The 22,547-nt window shown below is 76.7% G+C and carries 23 protein-coding genes; 18 read left to right on the top strand and 5 right to left on the bottom strand.

Features of this window, described 5'->3' with window-relative positions; translation table 11 throughout:
* Positions 1–70: 70 nt before the first annotated feature.
* The 4 genes from E9549_RS10610 (at position 71) to E9549_RS10595 (ending at position 5,121) form a co-directional block, all read left to right on the top strand.
* On the top strand, positions 71–2,404 hold the full coding sequence (locus E9549_RS10610; RefSeq protein ID WP_236826500.1) for a M20/M25/M40 family metallo-hydrolase: 2,334 nt from the start codon (positions 71–73) through the stop codon (positions 2,402–2,404).
* Between the two features lie 78 nt (positions 2,405–2,482).
* Positions 2,483–2,851, top strand: a complete 369-nt coding sequence (locus E9549_RS10605; protein WP_236826499.1) for a hypothetical protein — start codon at positions 2,483–2,485, stop codon at positions 2,849–2,851.
* 30 nt (positions 2,852–2,881) lie between these two features.
* Positions 2,882–4,465: a cell wall metabolism sensor histidine kinase WalK gene (locus E9549_RS24140; protein ID WP_236826498.1), complete on the top strand. Its 1,584-nt coding sequence runs from the start codon at positions 2,882–2,884 to the stop codon at positions 4,463–4,465.
* Positions 4,462–5,121, top strand: coding sequence for a response regulator transcription factor (locus E9549_RS10595; RefSeq protein ID WP_236826497.1), 660 nt, complete (start codon positions 4,462–4,464; stop codon positions 5,119–5,121). The genes E9549_RS24140 and E9549_RS10595 overlap by 4 nt, the downstream gene beginning before the upstream one ends.
* A gap of 55 nt (positions 5,122–5,176) precedes the next feature.
* On the opposite strand, the gene E9549_RS10590 is transcribed toward E9549_RS10595, so the two are convergent.
* From E9549_RS10590 to E9549_RS10575, 4 genes are all read right to left on the bottom strand, one after another.
* The gene (locus tag E9549_RS10590; RefSeq protein ID WP_236826496.1) at positions 5,177–5,506 is read right to left on the bottom strand and encodes a hypothetical protein; all 330 of its coding nucleotides are present in this window, start codon (positions 5,504–5,506) and stop codon (positions 5,177–5,179) included.
* A 94-nt stretch (positions 5,507–5,600) separates the two neighbouring features.
* Positions 5,601–6,833 (bottom strand): phosphotransferase, encoded by a 1,233-nt coding sequence (locus tag E9549_RS10585; protein ID WP_236826495.1) that lies wholly within the window; start codon positions 6,831–6,833, stop codon positions 5,601–5,603.
* 56 nt (positions 6,834–6,889) lie between these two features.
* Positions 6,890–7,492 (bottom strand): nitroreductase family protein, encoded by a 603-nt coding sequence (locus E9549_RS10580; RefSeq protein ID WP_236826494.1) that lies wholly within the window; start codon positions 7,490–7,492, stop codon positions 6,890–6,892.
* Positions 7,493–7,525: 33 nt separating this feature from the next.
* Positions 7,526–8,074 (bottom strand): TIGR03086 family metal-binding protein, encoded by a 549-nt coding sequence (locus E9549_RS10575; RefSeq protein WP_236826493.1) that lies wholly within the window; start codon positions 8,072–8,074, stop codon positions 7,526–7,528.
* A 37-nt stretch (positions 8,075–8,111) separates the two neighbouring features.
* Here E9549_RS10575 and E9549_RS10570 point away from each other — a divergent pair, with 37 nt between their 5' ends.
* The 4 genes from E9549_RS10570 to hisF are packed head-to-tail and all read left to right on the top strand — an operon-like array spanning position 8,112 to position 10,910.
* Positions 8,112–8,960, top strand: a complete 849-nt coding sequence (locus E9549_RS10570; RefSeq protein ID WP_236826492.1) for an AraC family transcriptional regulator — start codon at positions 8,112–8,114, stop codon at positions 8,958–8,960.
* A 38-nt stretch (positions 8,961–8,998) separates the two neighbouring features.
* Positions 8,999–9,730, top strand: coding sequence for a bifunctional 1-(5-phosphoribosyl)-5-((5-phosphoribosylamino)methylideneamino)imidazole-4-carboxamide isomerase/phosphoribosylanthranilate isomerase PriA (gene priA / locus E9549_RS10565; protein WP_236826491.1), 732 nt, complete (start codon positions 8,999–9,001; stop codon positions 9,728–9,730).
* Complete coding sequence (locus E9549_RS10560; protein WP_236826490.1) at positions 9,727–10,119, top strand: RidA family protein; 393 nt, start codon at positions 9,727–9,729, stop codon at positions 10,117–10,119. The genes priA and E9549_RS10560 overlap by 4 nt, the downstream gene beginning before the upstream one ends.
* On the top strand, positions 10,116–10,910 hold the full coding sequence (gene hisF / locus E9549_RS10555) for an imidazole glycerol phosphate synthase subunit HisF (protein ID WP_236826489.1): 795 nt from the start codon (positions 10,116–10,118) through the stop codon (positions 10,908–10,910). The genes E9549_RS10560 and hisF overlap by 4 nt, the downstream gene beginning before the upstream one ends.
* Here hisF and E9549_RS10550 read toward each other — a convergent pair.
* Positions 10,907–11,518: a TIGR03085 family metal-binding protein gene (locus E9549_RS10550; protein ID WP_236826488.1), complete on the bottom strand. Its 612-nt coding sequence runs from the start codon at positions 11,516–11,518 to the stop codon at positions 10,907–10,909. The two genes, hisF and E9549_RS10550, sit on opposite strands and share 4 nt — an antisense overlap.
* Positions 11,519–11,655: 137 nt before the next feature.
* On the opposite strand from E9549_RS10550, the gene E9549_RS10545 reads away from it, so the two are divergent.
* From E9549_RS10545 to trpC, 10 genes are all read left to right on the top strand, one after another.
* The gene (locus E9549_RS10545; RefSeq protein WP_236826487.1) at positions 11,656–13,431 is read left to right on the top strand and encodes an ABC transporter ATP-binding protein; all 1,776 of its coding nucleotides are present in this window, start codon (positions 11,656–11,658) and stop codon (positions 13,429–13,431) included.
* Entirely contained in the window at positions 13,428–15,263 is a 1,836-nt protein-coding gene (locus E9549_RS10540; protein WP_236826486.1) for an ABC transporter ATP-binding protein, read from the top strand. Before E9549_RS10545 ends, E9549_RS10540 begins: the two co-directional genes overlap by 4 nt.
* A gap of 25 nt (positions 15,264–15,288) precedes the next feature.
* Entirely contained in the window at positions 15,289–15,687 is a 399-nt protein-coding gene (locus tag E9549_RS10535) for a hypothetical protein (protein ID WP_236826485.1), read from the top strand.
* Between the two features lie 29 nt (positions 15,688–15,716).
* Positions 15,717–16,136, top strand: a complete 420-nt coding sequence (locus tag E9549_RS10530) for a hypothetical protein (RefSeq protein WP_236826484.1) — start codon at positions 15,717–15,719, stop codon at positions 16,134–16,136.
* Between the two features lie 93 nt (positions 16,137–16,229).
* Positions 16,230–17,900: an FAD-binding dehydrogenase gene (locus E9549_RS10525; RefSeq protein WP_236826483.1), complete on the top strand. Its 1,671-nt coding sequence runs from the start codon at positions 16,230–16,232 to the stop codon at positions 17,898–17,900.
* A 10-nt stretch (positions 17,901–17,910) separates the two neighbouring features.
* Positions 17,911–18,579, top strand: coding sequence for a hypothetical protein (locus tag E9549_RS10520; RefSeq protein ID WP_236826482.1), 669 nt, complete (start codon positions 17,911–17,913; stop codon positions 18,577–18,579).
* Positions 18,580–18,604: 25 nt separating this feature from the next.
* A complete protein-coding gene (gene hisI, locus E9549_RS10515) occupies positions 18,605–18,982 on the top strand; it encodes a phosphoribosyl-AMP cyclohydrolase (RefSeq protein WP_236826481.1) in 378 nt (125 codons plus the stop codon).
* A complete protein-coding gene (locus tag E9549_RS10510) occupies positions 18,979–20,490 on the top strand; it encodes an anthranilate synthase component I (RefSeq protein WP_236826480.1) in 1,512 nt (503 codons plus the stop codon). The genes hisI and E9549_RS10510 overlap by 4 nt, the downstream gene beginning before the upstream one ends.
* Positions 20,487–21,128 carry a Trp biosynthesis-associated membrane protein gene (locus tag E9549_RS10505; RefSeq protein WP_236826479.1) on the top strand — a complete coding sequence of 214 codons (642 nt, stop codon included), beginning with the start codon at positions 20,487–20,489 and terminating at the stop codon, positions 21,126–21,128. The genes E9549_RS10510 and E9549_RS10505 overlap by 4 nt, the downstream gene beginning before the upstream one ends.
* A 152-nt stretch (positions 21,129–21,280) precedes the next feature.
* Positions 21,281–22,090 (top strand): indole-3-glycerol phosphate synthase TrpC, encoded by an 810-nt coding sequence (gene trpC, locus E9549_RS10500; protein WP_236826478.1) that lies wholly within the window; start codon positions 21,281–21,283, stop codon positions 22,088–22,090.
* Positions 22,091–22,547: the final 457 nt, after the last annotated feature.

Below are 22,547 nucleotides of genomic sequence, written 5' to 3'. Positions count from 1 at the left end.
TCGGCCGCGCCTGCCGGGCCCGGACGCGTCCCCGCCCTAGGGTGCCCGGGTCGTCGTCCGAGGAGGTCGTGTGGCCGCCGAGCGCCCGTCCCGTCCCGGCCGCCTCGCGGGGCTGGCCGTCGTCGCGCTGCTGCTGGCGCTCGCCGCCTGGAGCGTCGTGGGGCTCCGGCCGCCCGGCCCGCGCCCGGCCGGCGCCCCCGCCACGGAGTTCAGCGCCGCCCGCGCCTTCGCTCACGTGGAGCGGATCGCCGCCCAGCCGCACGTGGCGGGCAGCCCCGCGAACGACGCGGTGGTGGATCACCTGGTCACCACCCTCGCCGGCCTCGGGCTGGACACCCGCGTCCAGAACGCCGTCGGGGCCCGGGCCGGCAGCGGGGGCGAGGCGCGCATGGCGCGGGTGCGCAACGTCGTCGCCGTCCTCCCGGGGACCGAGCCCACCGGCCGGCTGTACCTGGTGGCGCACCACGACTCGGTGGCAGCCGGCCCGGGCGCGGCCGACGACGCGGCGGGGGTCGCCACGCTGCTGGAGTCCGTCCGGGCGCTGACCGAGGGCCCGCGGCTGCGCAACGACGTCGTCGTCGTCCTCACCGACGCCGAGGAGGCCTGCCTCTGCGGCGCCGAGGCGTTCGCCGCCTCCCACCCGCTGGCCGGTGGGGGCGTGGTGCTCAACGTCGAGGCCCGCGGCACCGGCGGACCGCCGATCATGTTGGAGACGTCGCGGGGCAACGCCGGCCTCGCCGCGGCGTTCGCCGATGCCGCGCCGCACCCGGTCGCGAGCAGCGTCGCCGTCGAGGTCTACCGGGCGCTGCCCAACGACACCGACTTCAGCGTGCTGCTCGAGGACGGCGCGTTCACCGGCATGAACACCGCCTTCATCGACGGCGCGGCCGCGTACCACTCGCCGCAGGACACCCCGGAGCGGCTGGACCGCGGCACCCTGCAGGCGCTCGGTGACAACACCCTCGCGCTCACCCGGGAGCTGGGCGGTCGCGACCTCGCCCCCCTCGCCGAGCCCGCCGACGAGGACGCGACCTACTTCCCGGTCCCGGGCCTGCTGGTGCGCTACCCGGGCTGGCTGGTGTGGCCGGTCGCCGGGGCCGCCCTCGCCGCGGTCGCGGGGCTGGCGTGGACGCTGCGCGCCCGCGGGGACAGCCCGCTGCGGCGCACGGCGGGGGCGGCGGCGCTCGCGCTGGTCCCGCTCGTGGCCGGGCCGCTCGCCGCGCAGGGGCTGTGGGCGGCCCTGGTTGCCACGCGCCCCGGCTACGCCACGATGCTGGACCCCTGGCGGCCGGGCTGGTTCCGGCTGGCTGCGGTAGCCGTGGTGCTCGCCGTGGTGCTGCTCTGGTATGCGCTGCTGCGCCGCCGGGTGGGGGCGGCCCCGCTGCTCACGGGCGCGCTGCTGTGGCTCGCCGTCCTCGCGGTGGTGCTCGCCGCGGCGGCGCCGGGTGGTTCCTACCTGGCGGCGTGGCCGGCGCTGGTCGGCGCGCTCACCGGCGTCGTCGCCGTCCTGGCGCCGGGCCGCGTCGTCCCCGCCGTCGCCGCGCTGCTCACCGGGGCGACGGCGGTCCTGGTGCTGGCGCCGACGGCGGCGCTGTTCTTCCCCGCCCTCGGCCTGTCGCAGGCCCTGGCGCCATCGGTCGTGGTGGTCCTCGCCGGGCTGGCCCTGCTGCCGGCGTTCGAGCTGCTCTTCCCCGACCCGGGGACGGCGAGCGGGGCGCGCGGCCGGCTGGCCGTGGCCGCCGTCCCCGCCGTGGCGCTGGCCACGGCGTGGGCCTGCGTCGCCGCGGGGCTGGCGGTCGACCGGTTCGACGCCGACCACCCGGTGCCCAGCCGGCTGGCCTACGTGCTCGACGCCGACCAGGAGCAGGCCCGGTGGGCGACCACCGAGACGCCGCCGGGGGAGTGGACGGGCCGCTTCGTCGACGGGCGCGGCAGCCTGGGGGTGGAGCTGCCCTACCTCGCCGGCCGCGACCTGCTGACCGGGCCGGCCGAGGCCGCCGACCTCCCCGCCCCCCAGGTCACCGTCGTCTCCGACGAGCTCCTCGGCGGGCGGCGCGAGATCGCCGTGCGGATCACCCCGCAGCGGGCGGGGGTGCGGCTGCTCGATCTCGAGCTGACCGTCGACGGCGGCAGCGTCGTCCGCGGCCGGATCGCCGGACGGGACGTGCCCGGGGCGGCGATCGGTGGCAGCGGGCTGCGCGTCACCTTCCACGCGCCGCCCGCCGACGGGCTGCAGGCGGCCTTCACCGTCGAGGGCGGCGGCCCGGTGCGGCTGCGCGCGACGGACGGCAGCGACGGGCTCGCCGGGCTCCCGGGGGTCGAGCCCCGGCCCGAGGGCGTCGACGTCGCCGGCACGCACGGCGCGGACCTGGTGCTGGTGACGGGGACGACCGCCCTGGGGTGACCGCGCCGCACCGGTCGCATGAGAGCGTCCTCATCCTCGTCTCACCGGTGCGACACCCGCGCGCTGCACCCTCGGTCCGTGCGCCTGCGTCCCCGTCCCGTCGCCGCCGTGCTCGCCGGCCTGGTGGCCGTGCTGCTCGGCGGCGGGGCGGCGTGGGCGCTGCTCGGTCCCACGGGCGCCGGGGAGCGCGCGGTGCCGACGCCGATCGAGGTGCCGGCCCGGGAGCTCCCCCTCGGGCCCTCCGCCCCGGATCCTGCTCGGGAACCGGTGCCTGCCCCCGCGCCCGCTCCGGACCCCGCACCGGCGCCGCTGGAGCCGCGGCCTCCGGCACCCGACCCCGGCGCCGGGGTCGTCCCACCGCCGCCGCTGCCCGACGACGACGACGACGGCGACGACGACGGCGACGACGACGATGGGGACGATGACGGGGACGATGACGACGACTGAGACGCCGGGAGGGAGGGGGACGGCCCGACCGTGAGCGCCGACCAGCCCAGCCCGACCGGGTGGCGCCACCGGCTCCGCGGTCGGTGGGCACCGCGGGCCGCCCGGACGCGGATCATCGGCTGGGTCCTGCTGCTGGTCCTGCTGGCGCTGGCGCTGGTCGACCTGGTCACCTGGCGACTGCTGATCCGCGCGACCGACGAGCGGATGGACCTGGCGCTGGACGCCGAGGTCGTCGAGTTCTCGCAGATCGTGGCCTCGGGGATCGACCCGGAGACCGGCGAGCCGTTCGCCTCCGTCGCCGAGGTCCTCGAGACCGTCATCCAGTACAACCTCGCCCGCCCCAACGAGAAGTTCCTCGGCTACGTCGACGGCGCGTACCGCTTCCAGAGCCGGATCGAGGCGCCGGTGCTGCTGAGCCAGGACGCGGCCTTCACCGATCTCGTCGGGTCGGTCACCGAGACGACCGCCGGCCGGTACGACAGCGGGGCCGGGGAGGTCCGCTACCTCGCTGTCCCGGTGACGCTGGAGGGCGACCCGGCCCGCGGTGTCGCCGTCGTCGCCTACTTCGCCGACCAGGAACGGCAGGCCGCCGACGACACCGCCCGGCTGATGCTGGGGGTGGGCGCGCTCACCGTCCTGCTGGCCGCGGCGGGAGCGTGGATCGTGGCGGGGCGCATTCTCGCTCCGGTCCGGGCGGTCGCGGCCACCGCCCAGGGCATCACCGAGACCGATCTGTCCGGCCGGATCCCGGTCGAGGGCCGTCCGGCCGACGAGCTCGCCGACCTCGCCGTCGCCGTCAACGGGATGCTGGACCGGGTGGAGGGCGGGGTGGCCGCGCAGCGTCGCTTCCTCGACGACGCGGGGCACGAGCTGCGGACCCCGATCACCATCGTCCGCGGCCACCTGGAGGTGCTCGACGCGGCCGACCCCGAGGACGTCCGGCAGACCGTGGCGCTGGTCGACGACGAGCTGGAGCGGATGAACCGCATGGTCTCCGACCTGCTGCTCCTCGCCCGCGCCGAGCAGCCGGAGTTCGTCCGCCTGCAGCCCGTGGACGTCGGCGAGGTGACCGCCGAGGTGTTCGGGAAGGTGCAGCGGCTCGGCGACCGCGACTGGCAGCTGGGTGCCGTCGCCCGGGCCGAGCTGCTGCTGGACCCGCAGCGGCTGACCCAGGCGGTGGTCGCGCTGGCCGACAACGCCGTCCACCACACCCGGCCGGGCGACCGGATCGTGCTCGGCAGCCGGCTCAGCGGGAACCGGCTGCTGGTGTGGGTCGACGACACCGGGCCCGGGATCCCCGTGGAGGACCAGCAGCGGGTGTTCGACCGGTTCGCGCGCGGCAGCTCCGGTGCCCGGCGCAGCGACGGGGCGGGCCTGGGCCTGTCGATCGTGCAGGCCATCGCGGCCGCCCACGGCGGATCGGTCGAGCTGCACAGCCGGCCGGGTGACGGGGCGACGTTCACCCTCGTGCTGCCCGCCCGGCCGGCGCCGCCCCGCGATGCCCGCCCGGCCGACCTGCTCCCGGGCGTCGGCGACACCGTCGACGACTCGCTGTCCACGCCGCCGCTGGTCGGCGGCGCACGTTCTGCACCGACCGAGGGGGGACGCCGGTGAGCCGCGTGCTGATCGCCGAGGACGAACCGCGGATCGCCGCGTTCGTCGAGAAGGGGCTGAAGGCCAACGGTTTCGCGACCGCGGTCGTCGGCGACGGGCTGTCGGCCCTGGACCGCGCCCGCAGCGGCGAGTTCGACCTCGTCGTCCTCGACATCGGGCTGCCGGTGCTCGACGGCTTCGCCGTGCTGCGGGCGCTGCGCGCCGAGCGCTGCGCCGTCCCGGTGGTCGTGCTGACCGCGCGGGACAGCGTGCAGGACACCGTCGCGGGGCTGGAGGGCGGCGCCGACGACTACATGGCCAAGCCCTTCCGCTTCGAGGAGCTCCTCGCCCGCGTCCGGCTGCGGCTGGCCGGTGCCCGCGACAGCGAGGTGACCGTGCTGACCGCCGGCGGGCTGTCGCTGGACCTGCGCACCCGGCGCGCCCACGTCGAGGGCCGCACCGTCGACCTGTCGGCCCGCGAGTTCGCCCTCGCCGAGACCTTCCTGCGCCACCCCGGTCAGGTGCTCGCCCGTGAGCAGCTGCTCAGCCACGTCTGGGGCTACGACTTCGACCCCGGCTCGAACGTCGTCGACGTCTACGTCCGGTACCTGCGCAGGAAGCTCGGGGCCCACCGCATCGAGACGGTGCGGGGGATGGGGTACCGCCTCGCCGCCTGACCGGCACGGCCGAGGGCCCCGGCCCCGTACGGGTCCGGGGCCGGGGGCCGGTCGATCAGTCGTCGGTGTCGGGGGAGTCGGTGTCGGCGGAGTCGGCGTCCGGGCCGGCGTCGTCGGGGGAGTCGACGTCCGGGCTGTCGACGTCCGGGCCGGCATCAGGGGTGGCGTCGTCGCCGTCCGCCGTGTCCGCGGAGGCGTCCGCGACGGCGTCGTCGTCGGGCGAGGCGTCCGGGCTGCCGTCGGCGGCGACCGAGACGGCTGCCGGGGGCTGCGACGGTGCCCCGCCGTCGTCCGCCGCCGCGGCGACGCCGACGCCGGCGACGCCGAGCCCGGTGAGGGCGGTGCCGAAGGTGACGATCTTCCAGGTAGCGGGCCTGCTGCTCATGGTGCGGTCCTCCCGTGGACGGTGGTGGTGCGCTGACGAGGACCACGGTGCCCGCCGCCGGTGAGGTGCCCGGGAGACCGCGATGAGGCAGCTCTCATCCGGCGGAGGCGGCCGACCACCGCTCGGCGAGCGCCAGCCGGGCCTCGGTCGCCTCCTCCCAGCCGGCCTGCTGCACCCGGAAGGGCCCGGTCGCCAGCCCGACGAGCACCCCGGCGACCCGGCCGGCCAGCTCGCCGCCGGGCCAGCGCCCCGCGAGCAGGCGGTGCACCCGGTCGCGGTAGGCGGCGATCGGCGCGGGGTCCCCGGCCAGGTGCTCCAGCAGCACGAGGTGGCCCAGCAGGGTGGCCCAGTCGTCGATCCGTGCCCCCGGACCCGTCGTGTCCACGTCGAGGAGGCCCACCACCGACCCGGCCTCCACGAGCAGCTGCGCCTCGTAGAGGTCGCCGTGCACCGGGACCACCGGGTGCCGGCCCGCCGCCGCCGCCACCGCGGCGGTGAGCCGCTCCAGCCGGGGGGTCAGGGCGGGGCAGACCGTCCCGAGCACCGCCGCGTGCGCCCGGACGGCGGGCAGCGGGTCGCCGGGGGCGCCGCGCCCCTTCCGGGCGGCCACGGGCGGCAGCCGGTCGAGGAGCCCGTCGAGGGCCTCCGGCTCGGGCAGCTGCCCGGGATCGCCGGCCAGCGCCGCCCGCAGCGGGGTGCCCGGCAGGCCGGGCAGCACGACGACGCCGTCGGCGGTGTGCGCCAGCACCGGTGCCACGGGCACCGCCGGGAGCAGGGCGGTGTGCCGGTGCACGAGGTCCGCCACCACGGAGGGCCGGACCACCTTGAGGAACCAGCGGCCGGCCGGGGAGGTCACCTCGACGACCGCCCGCCGGCCGGGCCGGTAGCTGCGCAGCCGCAGCCGGGGGCCCGGCACGTCGAGCCCCAGGCCGCGCAGCCGTCCGGCGACCCCGGCCGCCGAGGTCGCCCAGGCCAGCCCGGGCAACGCCGGGTCCAGCGGCCAACGCCAGAGCCCCACGGCGAGGGGCGCGCCCCCGGCCGCGCCCTCGACGACGGCGGCGCCCGGTGGGATCGCCGTCCCGGTGGTCGCCGCGAGGTGCTCCCGGGTGGTGCGCCCGTCGGCCCAGTCGACGACGGCCGTGTGGCGCACGGTCGCCGCGCCGTCCGGGCGCAGGTGCACCGAGGTGGCGGCCAGCGTGCGGAGCCGCCCGGACAGCGGCTCCAGGACGGCCGACCAGAGGTCGCCGGCCGGTTCACCGAGGAGGAGCCGCAGCGAGGGCGGCCAGGACGGGGGCACCCGGACCGGGCAGAGCAGGCCGTTCTCCACCCGGCCAGCCTCGGCGGCAGGGGTGAACCCCGCGTGAGACCCCGGTGAGGGAGCTCTCACCAGCGGCCCCGGTGGACCACCTCGTCGACGCCCCGGCGACCCCGGCGCAGCGACGGCGACCGGCGGTCCCCGGTGCCCGGGTAGCCGACCGAGACGCAGCCGACGGGCCGGTACCCCGCCGGCACCCCGAAGGCCGCCCGGAAGGCGTCCACGCGCTCGCCCGGGACGCCGAAGAAGCAGGCGCCGAGCCCCTCGTCGACCGCGGTGAGCAGCATCAGCAGCGCGGCCATGCCGGCGTCGACGTCCCAGTACGGCACCGGCCAGCGGGCCTCGTCGCGGTCGGTCCAGCCCTTGTCCGGTTCGGCGTAGCGGTCCAGGTAGGCGCTCTTGTCGGCCAGCGGCACCACCAGCAGCGGCGCCCGGCGCATGCGGGTGAGCCAGCCATCGGGGGCGGCGCCCCCGTCGGTGGTGGCGGCCCAGAAGCGGTCCCGCTCCTCCGGCGTCTCCAGCACCAGGAAGGCCCAGCCCTGGCTGAACCCGGCCGACGGGGCCCGGATCGCGTGCTCGAGCAGCCTCTCGCGCACCTCGGGGGGCACCGGGCGGTCGGGGTCGTAGTCGCGCACCATGCGGCGACGGCGGACGACGTCGGCGAACTCCACGCCGTCAGCCTGCCGCACCGGCGTGCGGGCCGGTCAGGCGCTCCGGCCCAGCCGGGCGAGCACCCGGGTGGTGCGGTCGGCGGTCCCGGGCACCTCGACGGCGGGCCGGCAGATGCCCTCCATGTGCAGCGCCGGGCCGAAGCCGTCCGCACCGGCCTCGACCCGGTCCAGTTCCTCGTCGGAGAGCGCCGCGTCCGCGCCGACGGCCCGGGCGAGGTCCCACCGGTGCACGACCATGTCCCACACGTAGAACTGCTCGAGCGCGGCGCCGACCGTCGTCGGCCCGAAGAAGCCGTCGAACCCCCGGCTCGCCACGGCGTCGTCGGCCAGCACCGCGGCCACGCGCCGTGCGTGCGCGCGCCAGGCGGCCGCCGGGTCGGCGGCGACGTCGGGTGCCGGGCCGAGGTCCGCGCCGTGGGTCGTGAGGAAGTCGCGCTGGGTGGTGACCAGGTGGTCGACGACGTCGGCGGCGGTCCACCCCTCGCAGGGCGACGGGCTCGACCAGCCGGTGGCGGGGACGGTGTCGAGCAGGGCGGTGAGCGGGCGTTCGGCGGCCTGGTAGCTCGTGGCGGTGCGGGTCATGGCCGGAACCTAGGGCCGTGCGGCAGGCTCGGTCTTGATGGAACCCGACAGCCCGGCGGCCCCGCGCGCCATGGACGTGGTCGAGCGCGCCCACCTCCGGGACCCCGGTGACGCCTCGCACGTGGTGCACCGCTACGCGGCGGCCCCGGAGTTCGAGGGCCTGCTGCAGCGGTTCTGGATCCCGGTCTGGTCGGTGCCGCCCGGCCAGGAGGCGCCGCAGCGGGTGCTGCAGTACCCGGTCGCGCTGCTGGTCGTCGCCACCGGCTACGCCCGCTTCCACGGCGTGGTCCCGGGCCTGTCGACGACGACGCTGACCGGCGAGGGGTGGGCCGTCGGCGTCATGTGCGCCCCGGCCGCCGGCGCCCTGGTCGCGGGCGGGCCGATGAGCCGGTACACGGGCCGTCACGTCGACGTCGCCGAGGTGCTCGGCGACGCGGGGGAGGAGCTCGCCGCCCGGGTGCGCGCGGCGATGGCGCCGGACCCGCGCTCCCCGGAGGCCCACGGCGCGGCGATGGCCGCGTTCGGCGGCGCGCTGCGGCCCTTCCTGCCGGTCGACGACGAGGGCCGCCTGGTCAACGAGGTGGTCGCGTTCGTGGAGGGCCACCGCGAGGTCGTCCGGGTCGCCCAGGTCTGCGACCGCTTCGGGCTCTCGGAGCGCGCGTTGCAGCGGCTGGTGCACCGGCGCCTGGGGCTGACCCCGAAGTGGCTCATCCAGCGCCGGCGGCTGCAGGAGGCCGCCGAGCGGCTGCGCGGGCGGCCGGCCGGCATGGGGGAGGTGGCCGCGGCGCTCGGCTACGCCGACCAGGCGCACTTCACCCGCGACTTCGCCCGGGTGACCGGCACGACCCCCGGCCGGTTCGCCGCCCGGCACGCTGCCGGGAGCTGACGCAGGGGAGCCCGGTGCCGGTCCCTAGGCTGGGCACCGTGCCGAAGCTGCAGCTGCTCCCCGCCGTCGACGTCGCCGACGGCCAGGCCGTCCGTCTCGTGCAGGGGGAGGCCGGCAGCGAGACCTCCTACGGCGACCCCCTCGACGCCGCGCTGCAGTGGCAGCGCGACGGCGCCGAGTGGGTGCACCTGGTCGACCTCGACGCCGCTTTCGGTCGCGGCTCCAACCGCGAGCTCCTCGCCCGGGTGGTCGGCGAGCTCGACGTCGACGTGGAGCTCTCCGGCGGCATCCGGGACGACGCGTCCCTCGAGGCGGCGCTGGCCACCGGCTGCCGGCGGGTGAACCTCGGCACCGCCGCCCTGGAGTCCCCCGAGTGGTGCGCCCGGGCGATCGCCGAGCACGGCGACCGCATCGCCGTCGGCCTGGACGTCCGCGGCACCCGGCTGGCCGCCCGCGGCTGGACCCGCGAGGGCGGCGAGCTCTACGAGACCCTCGCCCGCCTGGACGCCGAGGGCTGCGCCCGCTACGTCGTCACCGACATCACCAAGGACGGCACGCTCAAGGGCCCGAACCTCGACCTGCTCCGCGAGGTCTGCGCCGCCACCCCCCGGCCGGTGGTCGCCTCGGGCGGGGTCAGCTCGCTCGACGACATCCGCGCACTGGCCGGGCTGACCGCGATCGGCGTCGAGGGCGCCATCGTCGGCAAGGCCCTGTACGCCGGTGCCTTCACCCTCCCGGAGGCCCTGCGGGTCACCGAGCAGCTGGCATGACGGTGCTCAACCTCGGCTCGGAGAACCCCTGGGAGCCGGTCGTCGGCTACAGCCGGATCGTCGTGCGCGGCGACACGGCGTGGGTGAGCGGCACCACCGCGCTCGTCGACGGCGCCGTCGCGCACCCGGGGGACGCCGCCGCCCAGACCCGCCAGGTGCTGGCCACCATCGAGCGGTCGCTGGAGCGCGCAGGCTTCGCCCTGGCCGACGTCGTCCGCACCCGCATGTACGTCACCGACATCAGCCGCTGGGAGGAGGTCGGCCGCGCCCACGGCGAGGTGTTCGGCGCGATCCGCCCGGCGTCGACGATGGTCGAGGTGTCGGCGCTCATCGACCCGGGGCTGCTGGTGGAGATCGAGGCCGACGCCGTCCGGGAGCCCGCGGCATGACGCTCGCCGTGCGGGTCATCCCGTGCCTCGACGTCGACGCCGGGCGGGTGGTGAAGGGCGTCAACTTCGTGGACCTGCGCGACGCCGGCGACCCGGTGGAGATGGCCCGGGTCTACGACGCCGAGGGCGCCGACGAGCTCACCTTCCTCGACATCACCGCGAGCTCGGGCAACCGGGAGACCACCTACGACGTCGTCCGCCGCACCGCCGAGAGCGTCTTCATCCCGCTCACCGTCGGCGGGGGCGTGCGCGGGGTCGAGGACGTCGACAGGCTGCTGCGCGCCGGGGCGGACAAGGTCGCGGTGAACACCGCCGCCGTCGCCCGGCCGGAGCTGATCGCCGAGATCGCGCAGCGCTTCGGCAACCAGGTGCTGGTGCTGTCGCTGGACGCCCGGCGGGTCCGCGACGGCGCGGTGACCGACTCGGGCTACGAGATCACCACGCACGGCGGCCGCCGGGGCACCGGCCGCGACGCCGTCGAGTGGTGCGTGCAGGCCGCCGAGCTCGGCGTCGGGGAGATCCTGCTCAACTCGATGGACGCCGACGGCACCCGTGCGGGCTTCGACACCGACCTCATCGCCCGGGTGCGCCGCGAGGTCGCCGTCCCGCTGATCGCCAGCGGGGGAGCGGGCGCGGTCGAGCACTTCCCGCCCGCGGTCGCGGCGGGCGCCGACGCGGTGCTGGCCGCGAGCGTCTTCCACTTCGGCCAGCTCCGGGTCGGCGACGTCAAGGCCGGTCTCGCCGCCGCCGGCGTCCCGGTGCGCCGGGAGGGCGACACCCCGCTGGGCTAGGAGACCTCGACCCGGGCGACGTCGCGCCGGCCGGAGACCCACAGCATCAGCTCCAGCGGCTCACCGGTGACGGTGCGCCCCGCGTTCCCGATCCGCTTCTCGGCGCCCGGCACGTCGCTCCGGCGGAGCACGAGGCCGCGGCGGCCGGCGGCGCGCCGGGCGTGCAGGGCCAGCCCCGCCCACAGCTGGTCCTGCTCCTCCCGGGGCAGCGGTCGGGGCTCCCACCCCGGCTGGGCGCGGCGGACGTCCTCGTGGTGGATGGCGAACTCCGCGGTGTCGAACGCCGCCGCCGCGGCCGGCAGCGCCATCGGCGACCACGCGGGCGGCCCGTTGCGCACCTGCTCGACCACCTCCGCGTAGGGGGTGGACGCGCGCAGGCGGTCCTCCAGCCGGTGGGACCACCAGGCCAGCCGCCCGCCGCCGGGCAGCAGTTCCAGCCCGTACCCCGGCAGGGCGTCGGGTCGCCGGTCGCGGACGGCGAGGTGCGCCGCCAGGTGCGCCGTCGTCCAGCCCTCGCAGCAGGTCGGCGCCTCCGGCCCCAGCGCGTCGAGGAGATCGGCCAGCGCGGCGCGCTCGCGGGCCGGCAGGGAACGGGGAGAGGCGCTCATCGCTCCTGCATACCGGGCCGCCGCCCCGGACGACACCCGGGCCGGGAACAAGTCGGGTGCGCCCGCGGTTCCAGCCGCTTAGCGTCCCTAACGACCGTCCGGCATGCTGGACCGGTCACCCGACCACGAGGAGCAACGTGTCCCGCCGCAGAGACGCCGTCGTGCGACGCGGGCTCCGCCACATCCGCCGGGCCATCGCCGAGCAGCCCCGGATGTTCGCCCTCGCGTTCCTGGCCAGCAGCCTCTACGGCGGGATGACGGTCGCCAGCGCCTACGTCATCGGGGAGGTCACCGACCGGGTTCTGCTGCCCTCCTTCGAGGACGGCGCCACCACCGGCACGGCGCTCGCACTGTCGTCGGTCGCCATCCTCGGCGTCGCGCTGCTGAAGATCCTGGGCATCCTGGGCCGCCGGTTGTTCGCCGGGATCATGAGCTACCGGCTGCAGGCCGAGTACCGTCGCCGGGTCACCGGCCAGTACCTCCGGCTGCCGCTCTCCTGGCACCAGCGCCACCCCACCGGGCAGCTGCTCTCCAACGCCAACTCCGACGTCGAGTCGGCCTGGTTCTTCGTCGCGCCGCTGCCGTTCGCCTGCGGCGCCCTGGTGATGATCGCGATCACGAGCGTGGCGCTGGTGCTCACCGACCCCCTGCTCGCGCTCGTCGGGCTGGTGGTGTTCCCGCTGGTGTTCGCCGCCAACGTCGTCTACTCGCAGGTGATGAGCCCCCGGATGCAGCGGGCCCAGCAGCTGCGCGCCGAGGTCAGCGAGATCGCGCACGAGAGCTTCGACGCCGCGCTGGTCGTCAAGACCCTCGGCCGGGAGGACACCGAGACCGGGCGCTTCGCCGACCGGGCCCAGGAGCTGCGCGACGGGCTGATCGCCGTCGGCCGGGTGCGCGGGGTGTTCGACCCGCTCATGGAGGCGCTGCCGAACCTCGGCACGCTCGCCGTGCTGCTCATCGGGGCCGGCCGGGTGGCCGAGGGTGCCACCGACGCCGGCGAGCTGGTGTCGATCGCCTACCTGTTCACCCTGCTCGCGCTGCCCATCCGCGCCATCGGCTGGGTGCTGGCCGACCTGCCCCGGGCGCTGGCCGGCTTCGACCGGGTCACCCCCGTCCTCGCGGCTACCGGCGAGACGCCCTACGGGCCGGACGCGGCGGTGCCGCGGGCCGGCGGGGCCGGGGTGGGCCTGCGCGACGTCGGGTTCCGCTACGACGACGGGGGCCGCGCCACGCTGCAGGCGGTGACCTTCGACGTGCCCGCCGGCCGGACCGTGGCGGTCGTCGGGCCCACCGGGTCGGGCAAGTCCACGCTCGCCGGCCTGCTGGTGCGCCTGGTCGACCCCGCCGACGGCAGCGTGCTCCTCGACGGGGTGGACCTGCGCCGGCTGCGGGAGGGCGAGGTGAGCACCCAGGCGGCGTTCGTCGCGCAGAGCGCCTTCCTCTTCGACGACACGGTGCGCGGCAACGTCACCCTCGGCGCCCCGGTGGACGACGACGAGGTGTGGGCGGCCCTCCGGGTCGCGGCCGCCGACGAGTTCGTCGCCGCGCTGCCCGAGGGGCTGGACACCCGCGTGGGCGAGCGCGGGGCCTCCCTCTCCGGCGGCCAGCGGCAGCGCCTCGCGCTCGCCCGCGCCGTCGTCCGCCGGCCCCGACTGCTGGTCCTCGACGACGCCACGAGCGCCGTCGACCCGGCCGTGGAGGCGCGCATCCTCGACGCGCTCCGGGCCGGCGGGACGCCGACGACCGTGGTCGTGGTCGCCTACCGGCAGGCGACGATCGCGCTGGCCGACGAGGTGGTGTGGCTGGAGGACGGCCGCGCCGTCGCCCGCGGCAGCCACGAGCAGCTCCTGGCCGACGTCCCCGGCTACGCCGCGCTCGTACGGGCCTACGCGCAGGCGGAGGTGCCGGCGTGACCGCCGCGGGGCAGCTCCGCGACCGGGAGCACGAGGGCGCCCTCGCCACGCTGCGCCGGGGTCTGCGCATGATGCCGGAGTTCCGGCGCGGGCTGCCGGTCACCTTCGCGCTGGCGCTGGTCGCCACCGCCGGCCGGGTGGTCGTCCCGATCGCCGTGCAGCAGGTCATCGACCGTGGTCTGGGCTCGCCCGCGGGGCCCGACCTCGGCCTGGTCTCCTGGGTGGTGGCCGGCTGCGCGGTGGTCGTGGTGCTCACCGCGGTCGCGGTCTACCGCATGAACGTGCGGCTGTTCCGCACGACCGAGACGGCGCTGGCCGGTCTCCGGGAGCGGGCGTTCCGCCACGTGCACGACCTCTCGGTGCTGCACCAGCAGGGGCAGCGGCGCGGCTCGCTGGTCTCGCGGGTCACCAGCGACGTCGACCAGCTCTCGGTGTTCATGCAGTGGGGCGGGGTGCTCGGGCTGGTCAGCATCGGCCAGCTCGTCGTCGCCACCGTCGTCATGGCCGTCTACTCCTGGCAGCTCACGCTGCTGGTGCTGGTCTGCTTCGTCCCGCTGGTGTTCGCGGTCCGCTGGTTCGCCCGCCGGCTGGTGCAGGTCTACGGCGTGGTCCGCGAGCGGGTCGGCGACGTGCTGGCGGCGGTGTCCGAGTCGGTGGTCGGCGCCTCGACGGTGCGGGCCTACGGCGTCCGCGCCCGCACCGCCGAGCGGCTCGACGCCGCGATCGACCGGCACTACCGGGCCCAGGTCGACGCGCAGAAGGTGACCGCCGCGGTGTTCGTCAGCGGCGAGTTCGTCGCCGCCGTCGCCAACGCCGCGGTCGTCGTCGTCGGCGTGCTCCTCGGCCTGGCCGGCGACATCACGCCCGGCACGCTGGTGGCCTTCCTCTTCCTCGTCACCCTGTTCGTGGCCCCGGTGCAGACCGCCAGCGAGGTGCTCAACGAGGCCCAGAACGCGGTCGCCGGCTTCCGGCGGGTGCTCGACGTGCTCGACACCGAGCCCGACGTCCGCGACCCGGCCGTGGCCACCCCCGACCGGGTGCGCGAGCTCCCCGCCGGGCCGCTGGGCGTGCGGTTCGAGCACGTCACCTTCCATTACGCGCCCGGCGCCCGGGCGGCGCTCGACGACGTCGACCTCGCCATCGCCCCGCGCACCCGGGTGGCGATCGTGGGCGAGACCGGCTCCGGCAAGACCACCTTCGCCAAGCTCGTCACCCGGCTCATGGACCCGGTCGAGGGGCGGGTGCTCCTCGGCTCCGCCGACGCCGGGTGGGTGCCGCTGGCCGACGTCGCCTTCGCCTCGCTGCGCGCGCGGGTGGTGATGGTGCCGCAGGACGGCTTCCTGTTCGACGCCACCGTCGCCGACAACGTCCGCTACGGCCGCCCCGGCATGACCGACCACGACGTGGTCGCCGCCTTCGACGACCTCGGCCTCGGCGCGTGGCTCGCCGGCCTGCCGGCCGGGGTCGGCACGGCGGTCGGGCAGCGCGGCGAGTCGCTGTCGGCGGGGGAGCGGCAGCTGGTCGCCGTCGCCCGCGCCTACGTGGCCGACCCCGACCTGCTCGTGCTCGACGAGGCGACCAGCGCCGTCGACCCGGCCACCGAGCAGCGGCTCACCCGGGCGCTGGACACGCTGACCGAGGGCCGGACGACGCTCACCATCGCGCACCGGCTCTCGACCGCCGAGCGCGCCGACGAGGTGCTCGTGGTCGACGCCGGGCACGTCGTCCAGCGCGGCACGCACGCCGAGCTGGTCGACGCCGAAGGGCCCTACGCGCGCCTGCACGCCTCCTGGCGCCGTTCCTCGGCGGGGGAGCCGGAACCCGCGCGCTGAGCGGTGCAGCCCCTACGGTCGGCAGATGCCTCCGGACCGGCAGGACCCCGGCCGCGTCGCCGCCGTGGTGTCGGCCGTGCTCGCGTTCCTGGCCACGCTGCCCCTGCTGTGGGCGGCGCTCGTCATCTGGGCGCTCGGCGGGCTGGGGCCCGAGGCGGCCGGGGAGCGGTTCCTGGCGCTGCTGCCGCTCGCCGCGGCCCTGCTGCTCCTGGCGGGTGGGGTCCTGCTGCTGCTCCGGCGCACCTGGTCGGTGCTGGCCGGCGGTGCGGGGCTGGGCGCGGTGCTGGCCGGCTGGGTCCTCGTCCGCGCCCTCGCCGATGGCGGGGAGGTGATCGCCGGACCGGCCGCCCTGCTGCTCGCCGGCCTGCTCGTCGCCCTCGCGCTCTCGGCTTCGCCCAGCGTCCGGCGGCGCACCCGCGGTTGAGCGGCCGGTGTGTTGTCTAGCCTGCCGGGATGGGCTCTGGACCGCGGGCGCGCGGGGACACGGGCGCTCCCTCCCCGCGGATTCCCGGCATCGCGCTGGCCGCCGCGGCCATCGGGGTCATCGGCGCGATGCCCTCGGTGCTGCTGGCCCTCCTCGTCCTGGGCCTGGAGGGCTCGCAGGCGGTCACCTCCGGGGTCTCGTGGACGTGGCTGCTGCTGATCGCCCCGCTGGTGCAGCTGTTCGCCGCGTTCTGGTTGCTGGCCCGGCGCGGGTGGCTGCCGATGGCGCTGGCCTGGCTGCCGATCGCCCTCTTCACCGGCGCCGCCGCGGTGACCGGCGCCGAGTCTGCCGGCGGCGTCGCGGCCCTTGCGCTGCTCCAGCTCGTCCTCCCGGTCCTCGCCGCGGTGCTGGCCTCGACGCGGCGGGTCCGCCGCTGGACCGCGGGATGACGGTGCCCTGGCCGGCCCCCACGGCACCCGGGCGGGCGAGTCGCGCCCCCGGAGGACGGCGCGCTGCAGCGGGTGCCCGCTAGCGTCACGGTCGTGGACACAGAGAAGGCCCGCATGGAGGCAGACGTCGTCGTGGTGGGGGCAGGCCTGGCCGGCCTGGTCGCCACCGCCGAGCTCGCGGACGCCGGCAAGCGGGTGGTCCTGGTCGACCAGGAGCCCGAGGCGTCGCTGGGCGGGCAGGCGTGGTGGTCGTTCGGCGGGCTGTTCCTCGTCGACTCGCCGGAGCAGCGCCGCCTGCGGGTGCGCGACTCGCTGGAGCTCGCCCGCCAGGACTGGTTCGGCACGGCCGGGTTCGACCGCGACAGCGACCACTGGCCGCGGCAGTGGGCCGAGGCCTACCTGCAGTTCGCCGCCGGCGAGAAGCGCGCCTGGCTCAAGGAGCAGGGCATCGGATTCTTCCCGGTCGTCGGGTGGGCCGAGCGCGGCGGCTACACCGCCACCGGGCACGGCAACTCGGTGCCGCGCTTCCACATCGTCTGGGGCACCGGGCCCGGCGTGGTGGCCCCCTTCGAGCGCCGGGTGCGGGCGGCGGTGGCCGAGGGCCGGGTCGAGCTGCGGTTCCGCCACCGGGTCTCCGAGCTGGTCGTCGGCGACGGCGCCGTGACCGGCGTGCGCGGGGCGGTCCTCGAGCCCAGCGGCGTCGCCCGCGGCGAGGCCAGCTCCCGGGTGCAGGTGGGCGAGTTCGAGATCACCGCCCAGGCCGTCGTCGTCACCTCCGGCGGCATCGGCGGCAACCACGACCTGGTCCGCAGGTACTGGCCGGCGCGGCTCGGCCCCGCCCCGCAGCGGCTCCTCTCCGGCGTGCCCGCGCACGTCGACGGGCAGCTGCAGGAGGCGGCGGTCGCGGCCGGGGCGAGCCTGGTCAACGGCGACCGCATGTGGCACTACACCGAGGGCGTCGCCAACCACTCGCCGGTCTGGGACAAGCACGGCATCCGCATCCTGCCCGGGCCCTCGTCGCTGTGGCTCGACGCCACCGGCCGGCGGCTGCCGGTGCCGCTGTTCCCGGGCTTCGACACGCTCGGCACGCTCGCGCACATCGGGCAGACCGGCCACGAGCACACCTGGTTCGTCGCCACGCACAAGATCGTGGAGAAGGAGTTCGCGCTGTCGGGGTCCGAGCAGAACCCCGACCTCACCGGCAAGGACCTCCGGCTGCTGATGACGCGCGTGAAGGCGGGGGTCTCCGGCCCGGTCCAGGCATTCCTCGACAAGGGGGAGGACTTCGTCGTCGCGCGCACCCTGCCCGAGCTGGTGGCGGGCATGAACCGGGTCACCGGCGGCACCCCCGAGCTCGACCTCGCGCAGGTCGAGCGCGAGGTCGTGGCGCGTGACCGCGAGGTCGGCAACGCCTTCACCAAGGACCTGCAGGTCACCGCCATCCGCGGCGCGCGCAACTACCTCGGCGACAAGCTCATCCGGGTGGCGCCGCCGCACCGCATCCTCGACCCCGAGGCCGGTCCGCTGGTCGCCGTCCGGCTCAACGTCATCACCCGCAAGAGCCTCGGCGGCCTGGAGACCGACCTCTCCGGCCGGGTGCTGCGCCCCGGCGGTGACGTGTTCCCGGGGCTCTACGCCGCCGGCGAGGTGGCCGGCTTCGGCGGCGGCGGGGTGCACGGCTACCGCTCGCTCGAGGGCACGTTCCTCGGCGGCTGCCTGTTCTCCGGGCGGGTCGCGGGCCGCGCGCTCGCGGCCGCCCTGTGACGGGGCAGCGGTGAGCTTCCCCCGCGACCCCTGGTCGGACCCGGCGACGCCGACCGAGCCGGGGCCGGCCTACACCGGTCCGCCGCCCACGCTGCCCCCGCCGTCGCCCTACGGCGCGCCGCCTTACGGCTACGGGCCCCCGCCGTACGGCCCGCCCGGCCCCTACGGCTGGCCCGGCACGTGGGGCCCGGTCCCGCCCCGGGCCGGGCGTCGCCCGGGCCAGGTGATCGGGGCCGCGGTGCTCGGCTTCGTCCAGGCGGTGCTGGTGCTGATCGCCTCGCTGTACGTGTGGTTCTTCGCCTCGCTGGCGCAGATGGCGATCGAGGAGAGCCCCACGGCTGCACCCACCCAGGCCTACGACTTCGCCCGCGAGGGCGGGGTGCTGTCGATCGTCCAGGTGGTCTCGGTGGTGCTGCTGGTGGCCGCCGGCATCCTGGCGCTGAGCCGGCGCAACCGGGTGGCGTGGCTGGGGCTGCTGGTGGCGAACGGGGTGCAGCTGCTGCTCACCGCCTACTGGTGGGCGCAGCTGACCGACCTGCTCGGCCCGGCCGCGGCCACCGAGGACGTCGGCGGCGTGATCGCCGTCTTCAGCCTGTTCTTCGCCGCCGCCCCGCTGGTGTCGCTCGGGTTGGTGCTGTTCGGCGCCGGGCGGCACTGGTTCACCGCCCCGCAGGGCTGACCCGGGCGCACGGCACACTGGCGGCATGCCCGCGACCGACCCCTCCGCACCCGCGCCGGCCCCCGAGGTGGCCGCCCTGCTGCGCCGCGACCCGGCCGGCCTGGTCGCCGCCGTCGTCCAGCAGCACGACACCGGCGAGGTGCTCATGGTGGCCTGGATGGACGACGAGGCGCTCCGCCGCACCCTGACCACCGGCCGGGCCACCTACTGGTCGCGCAGCCGGCAGGAGTACTGGGTCAAGGGCGAGACCTCGGGGCACCGGCAGTGGGTCCGCGAGGTGCGGCTCGACTGCGACGGCGACGCGCTGCTGCTGCTCGTCGACCAGGAGGGCCCCGCCTGCCACACCGGCGAGCGCAGCTGCTTCCACCGCGTGCTCCCCGCCGTCCAGGGGGTCGCGCCGTGAGGTTCGGGGTCACCGCGCCCACGCGTGAGGTGTTCGCGGCCTCGGGGGCGGCGATCGTGCCGGTCACCCGGCGCCTGCTGGCCGACGGCGAGACCGCCGTCGGCCTCTACCGGAAGCTGGCCGGCAACCGCCCGGGCACGGTGCTGCTCGAGTCGGCCGAGCAGGGCAAGCGGTGGGCCCGCTTCAGCTTCGTCGGCGTCCGCAGCGCCGGTGTCCTCACCGAGCGGGACGGTCGCACGCTGTGGCTGGGGGACGACGTCCCCGGGGTCACCGACGACCTGCCCGAGGACCCCCTGGAGGCGGTGCGGGTGGTGGCGCGGCGGCTGCGCTCGCCCCGCACGCCGGGCCTGCCCCCACTGACCGGTGGCCTCGTGGGCTACCTCGGCTACGACGTCGTCCGCCGGCTGGAGCGGCTCCCGAGCACCAGCACCGACGACCTCGGGATGCCCGAGCTGGCGATGATGCTGGTCACCGACCTGGCCGTGCTGGACCACAGCGACGGCTCGGTGCTGCTCATCGCCAACGCGCTGCCCGGCAGCGGGGGAGGGGCGACCGCCTACGACGACGCGGTCGCCCGGCTGGACGACATGGCCGCCGCGCTGGTCCGGCCGGCGCCGCCGGCCGTCGCCGTGCTGGAGCCCGCCGACGTGCCGGCGTCGGTGCGCAGCAACCTGGCGCCGGGCGTGTTCCAGGACGGCGTGGAGGAGGTGCGCGAGCACATCCGGGCCGGTGACGCGTTCCAGGTGGTGCTGTCCCAGCGGTTCGAGCTGGTCACCGACGTCGCGGCGCTGGACCTCTACCGCGTGCTGCGCGCGACCAACCCGTCGCCGTACATGTACCTGCTGCGGTTCGCCGGCCGGGAGAGCCCCTTCGACGTCGTGGGGTCCTCGCCCGAGGCGCTGGTGACCGTGGCGGGCACCTCCGCCGTCGTGCACCCGCCCGCCGGGACGCGCCCGCGCGGGGCCACCCCGGAGGAGGACGTGCGGCTCGCCGAAGGGCTGCTGGCCGACCCCAAGGAACGGGCCGAGCACGTCATGCTCGTCGACCTCGCGCGCAACGACCTGGGGCGGGTGTGCGTGCCGGGCAGCGTCGAGGTGCCCGACTTCATGCGGGTCGAGCACTACAGCCACGTCATGCACCTGGTCTCGACCGTCTCGGGGGAGGTCCGGCCCGGCTGCGACGCCCTCGACGTCTTCGACGCGACGTTCCCCGCGGGCACCGTCTCGGGCGCCCCCAAGCCCAGCGCCATGGCGATCATCGAGTCGCTCGAGCCGACCCGGCGGGCGCTGTACGCGGGCACCGTCGGCTACGTCGACGCCAGCGGGGACATGGACATGGCGATCGCGATCCGCACCGCCGTCCTGCACCAGGGCCGCGCCTACGTGCAGGCCGGCGCGGGCATCGTGGCCGACAGCGACGCCGCCTCCGAGGAGGCCGAGACCCGGCACAAGGCGCGCGCGGTGCTGTCGGCGATCGCCACGGCCGAGAGGCTGCGGGAACTCGGGTGAGCGGCCCCCCGGACGAGGGCCGGTCCCGGGCCCGGCGGGAGCTGACGGCCGCGGTGGCGGGCGCCGCGCTGGGCGGGGCCCTGGCGCTGACGGCCGCGAGCCAGCGCTGGGTGGAGGTCACCGCCGAGCGGCGGGCGCCGCTGCCGCCGGTGTCGGGCACGCTCACCGGCGGTGCAGCGGCCCCGCTGGTCACCGCCGCCGGGCTGGTGCTGCTGGCCGCTGCGGTCGCACTGCTGGCGGTGCGCGGCGCGGGGCGGGCGGTCGTGGGGCTGCTGGTGGCGGTCTGCGGCGGTGTGCTCGCCTGGTCGGGGGCCCGGGTGCTCGCCGGGGGAGTGGCCGACGCGGCCGCCGACCTGCCCGGCGTCAGCGGCACGAGCGTGACCGGGACGACGGTGGAGGTCGCGGCGGTCTGGCCGGGCCTCGCCGTCGTCGCGGGGGTGCTGGCGGTGCTGGCCGGGCTGCTCGTCGTCGCCCGGGGGGCCGCCTGGCCGGCGATGGGGCAGCGCTACGAGCGCGCTGCTGGCCCGGCCGCGCCGCGGTCGGACGAGGACCGGGCGGACGACGCGTGGAAGGCGCTGGACCGCGGGGAGGACCCGACCGAGCCCCCGCCGGCCCCGCGCTCCGGCGGCTCGGCATAGCGGAACGCCCCGGGATCGGCGGAGCCGCCCCCGGGCCGGGGGGTGCCCGACCCGCCTCTAGAGTGGGTCCACGAATCCGCCGGGATCGACGTACGAGGAGCAGTGGCGACGATGAACGACCACCGGACCTCGGCCGAGGCTGCGGCCACGCCGTGAACGTCCTCGACGAGATCATCGAGGGCGTCCGCGCCGACCTCGCCGTCCGCGAGGCCGCGGTGCCGCTGGCCGAGGTGAAGGCGGCCGCGCAGGCGGCCCGCCCCGCACGTGACGCGCTGGCGGCGCTGCGCGCCCCCGGTGTGGGCGTGATCGCCGAGGTCAAGCGGCGCAGCCCCTCCAAGGGCGACCTGGCCGCCATCGCCGACCCCGCGCAGCTGGCACAGCAGTACGCCGCCGGTGGCGCCCGCGTCATCTCGGTGCTCACCGAGGGCCGCCGCTTCGGGGGCTCGCACGCCGACCTCGCCGCCGTCCGGGCCGTCGTCGACGTGCCGGTGCTGTGCAAGGACTTCATCGTCAGCAGCTACCAGGTGCACGAGGCGCGCGCGCACGGTGCCGACGTCGTCCTGCTGATCGTCGCCGCCCTGGAGCAGAACGTCCTGGTCGGGCTCCTCGAGCGGGTCGAGTCCCTGGGCATGACCGCGCTGGTCGAGGTGCACACCGAGGCCGAGGCGGACCGGGCGATGGCGGCAGGCGCCTCGGTGATCGGTGTCAACGCCCGCGACCTGACCACGCTGCAGGTCGACCGCTCCACCTTCGAGCGGATCGCCCCCGGGCTGCCGTCGGAGGTCGTGAAGGTCGCCGAGTCCGGCGTCCGCGGCCCGCACGACCTGATCGGCTACGCCGCGGCCGGGGCAGACGCCGTGCTCGTGGGCGAGGGTCTGGTCACCGCCGGCGACGCCCGCCAGGCGGTCGCCGACCTGGTGACGGCGGGCAGCCACCCCGCCACCCCGCGCACCACCCGTTGATCGGTCCGTCCCGACCGTTGGACGGGCTCCGTCGTCCCTTGCGAGGAGACGGGACGGGCTGTCGGTTGCAGGGCTGACCTGACCGGGACGCCGCCGTGGGACGCTGACGACCGTGTCCTGGCCGTTCCCCGTGGCGTGGCGTAGCCGCAGCCGGTGGCGTTGGCCGACATCGCCACCACCGACGGTGCCGCCTGGAGGCCCGCCTCAGTTCTGGTGCCCGGTGTGCGGCGCGCCGCTCGGGTCGGAGGATCGCTGCGATGCCTGCGGCACCGAGCCAGGGGAACTGCTCGCGAGCGGTGAGTAGCCGGAGGTCCGAGCCCGGCACGTCGACCCGTTCCTCGACTCCATCTGCTGTGTCCACCCGCCGCTGACGTGCGGGAAGTGTCGTACCCCCGGCCTAGCCTGCGGTCATGTCGTCGGTGGCGAGCTTCCAGGTGGGGGTGGGGGTGTCCCTGGT

Origin of the sequence: Blastococcus sp. MG754426 (genome assembly GCF_021699055.1) — a bacterium.
Taxonomy (GTDB): domain Bacteria; phylum Actinomycetota; class Actinomycetes; order Mycobacteriales; family Geodermatophilaceae; genus Blastococcus.
This window is presented reverse-complemented; position numbering and strand designations above follow the sequence as displayed.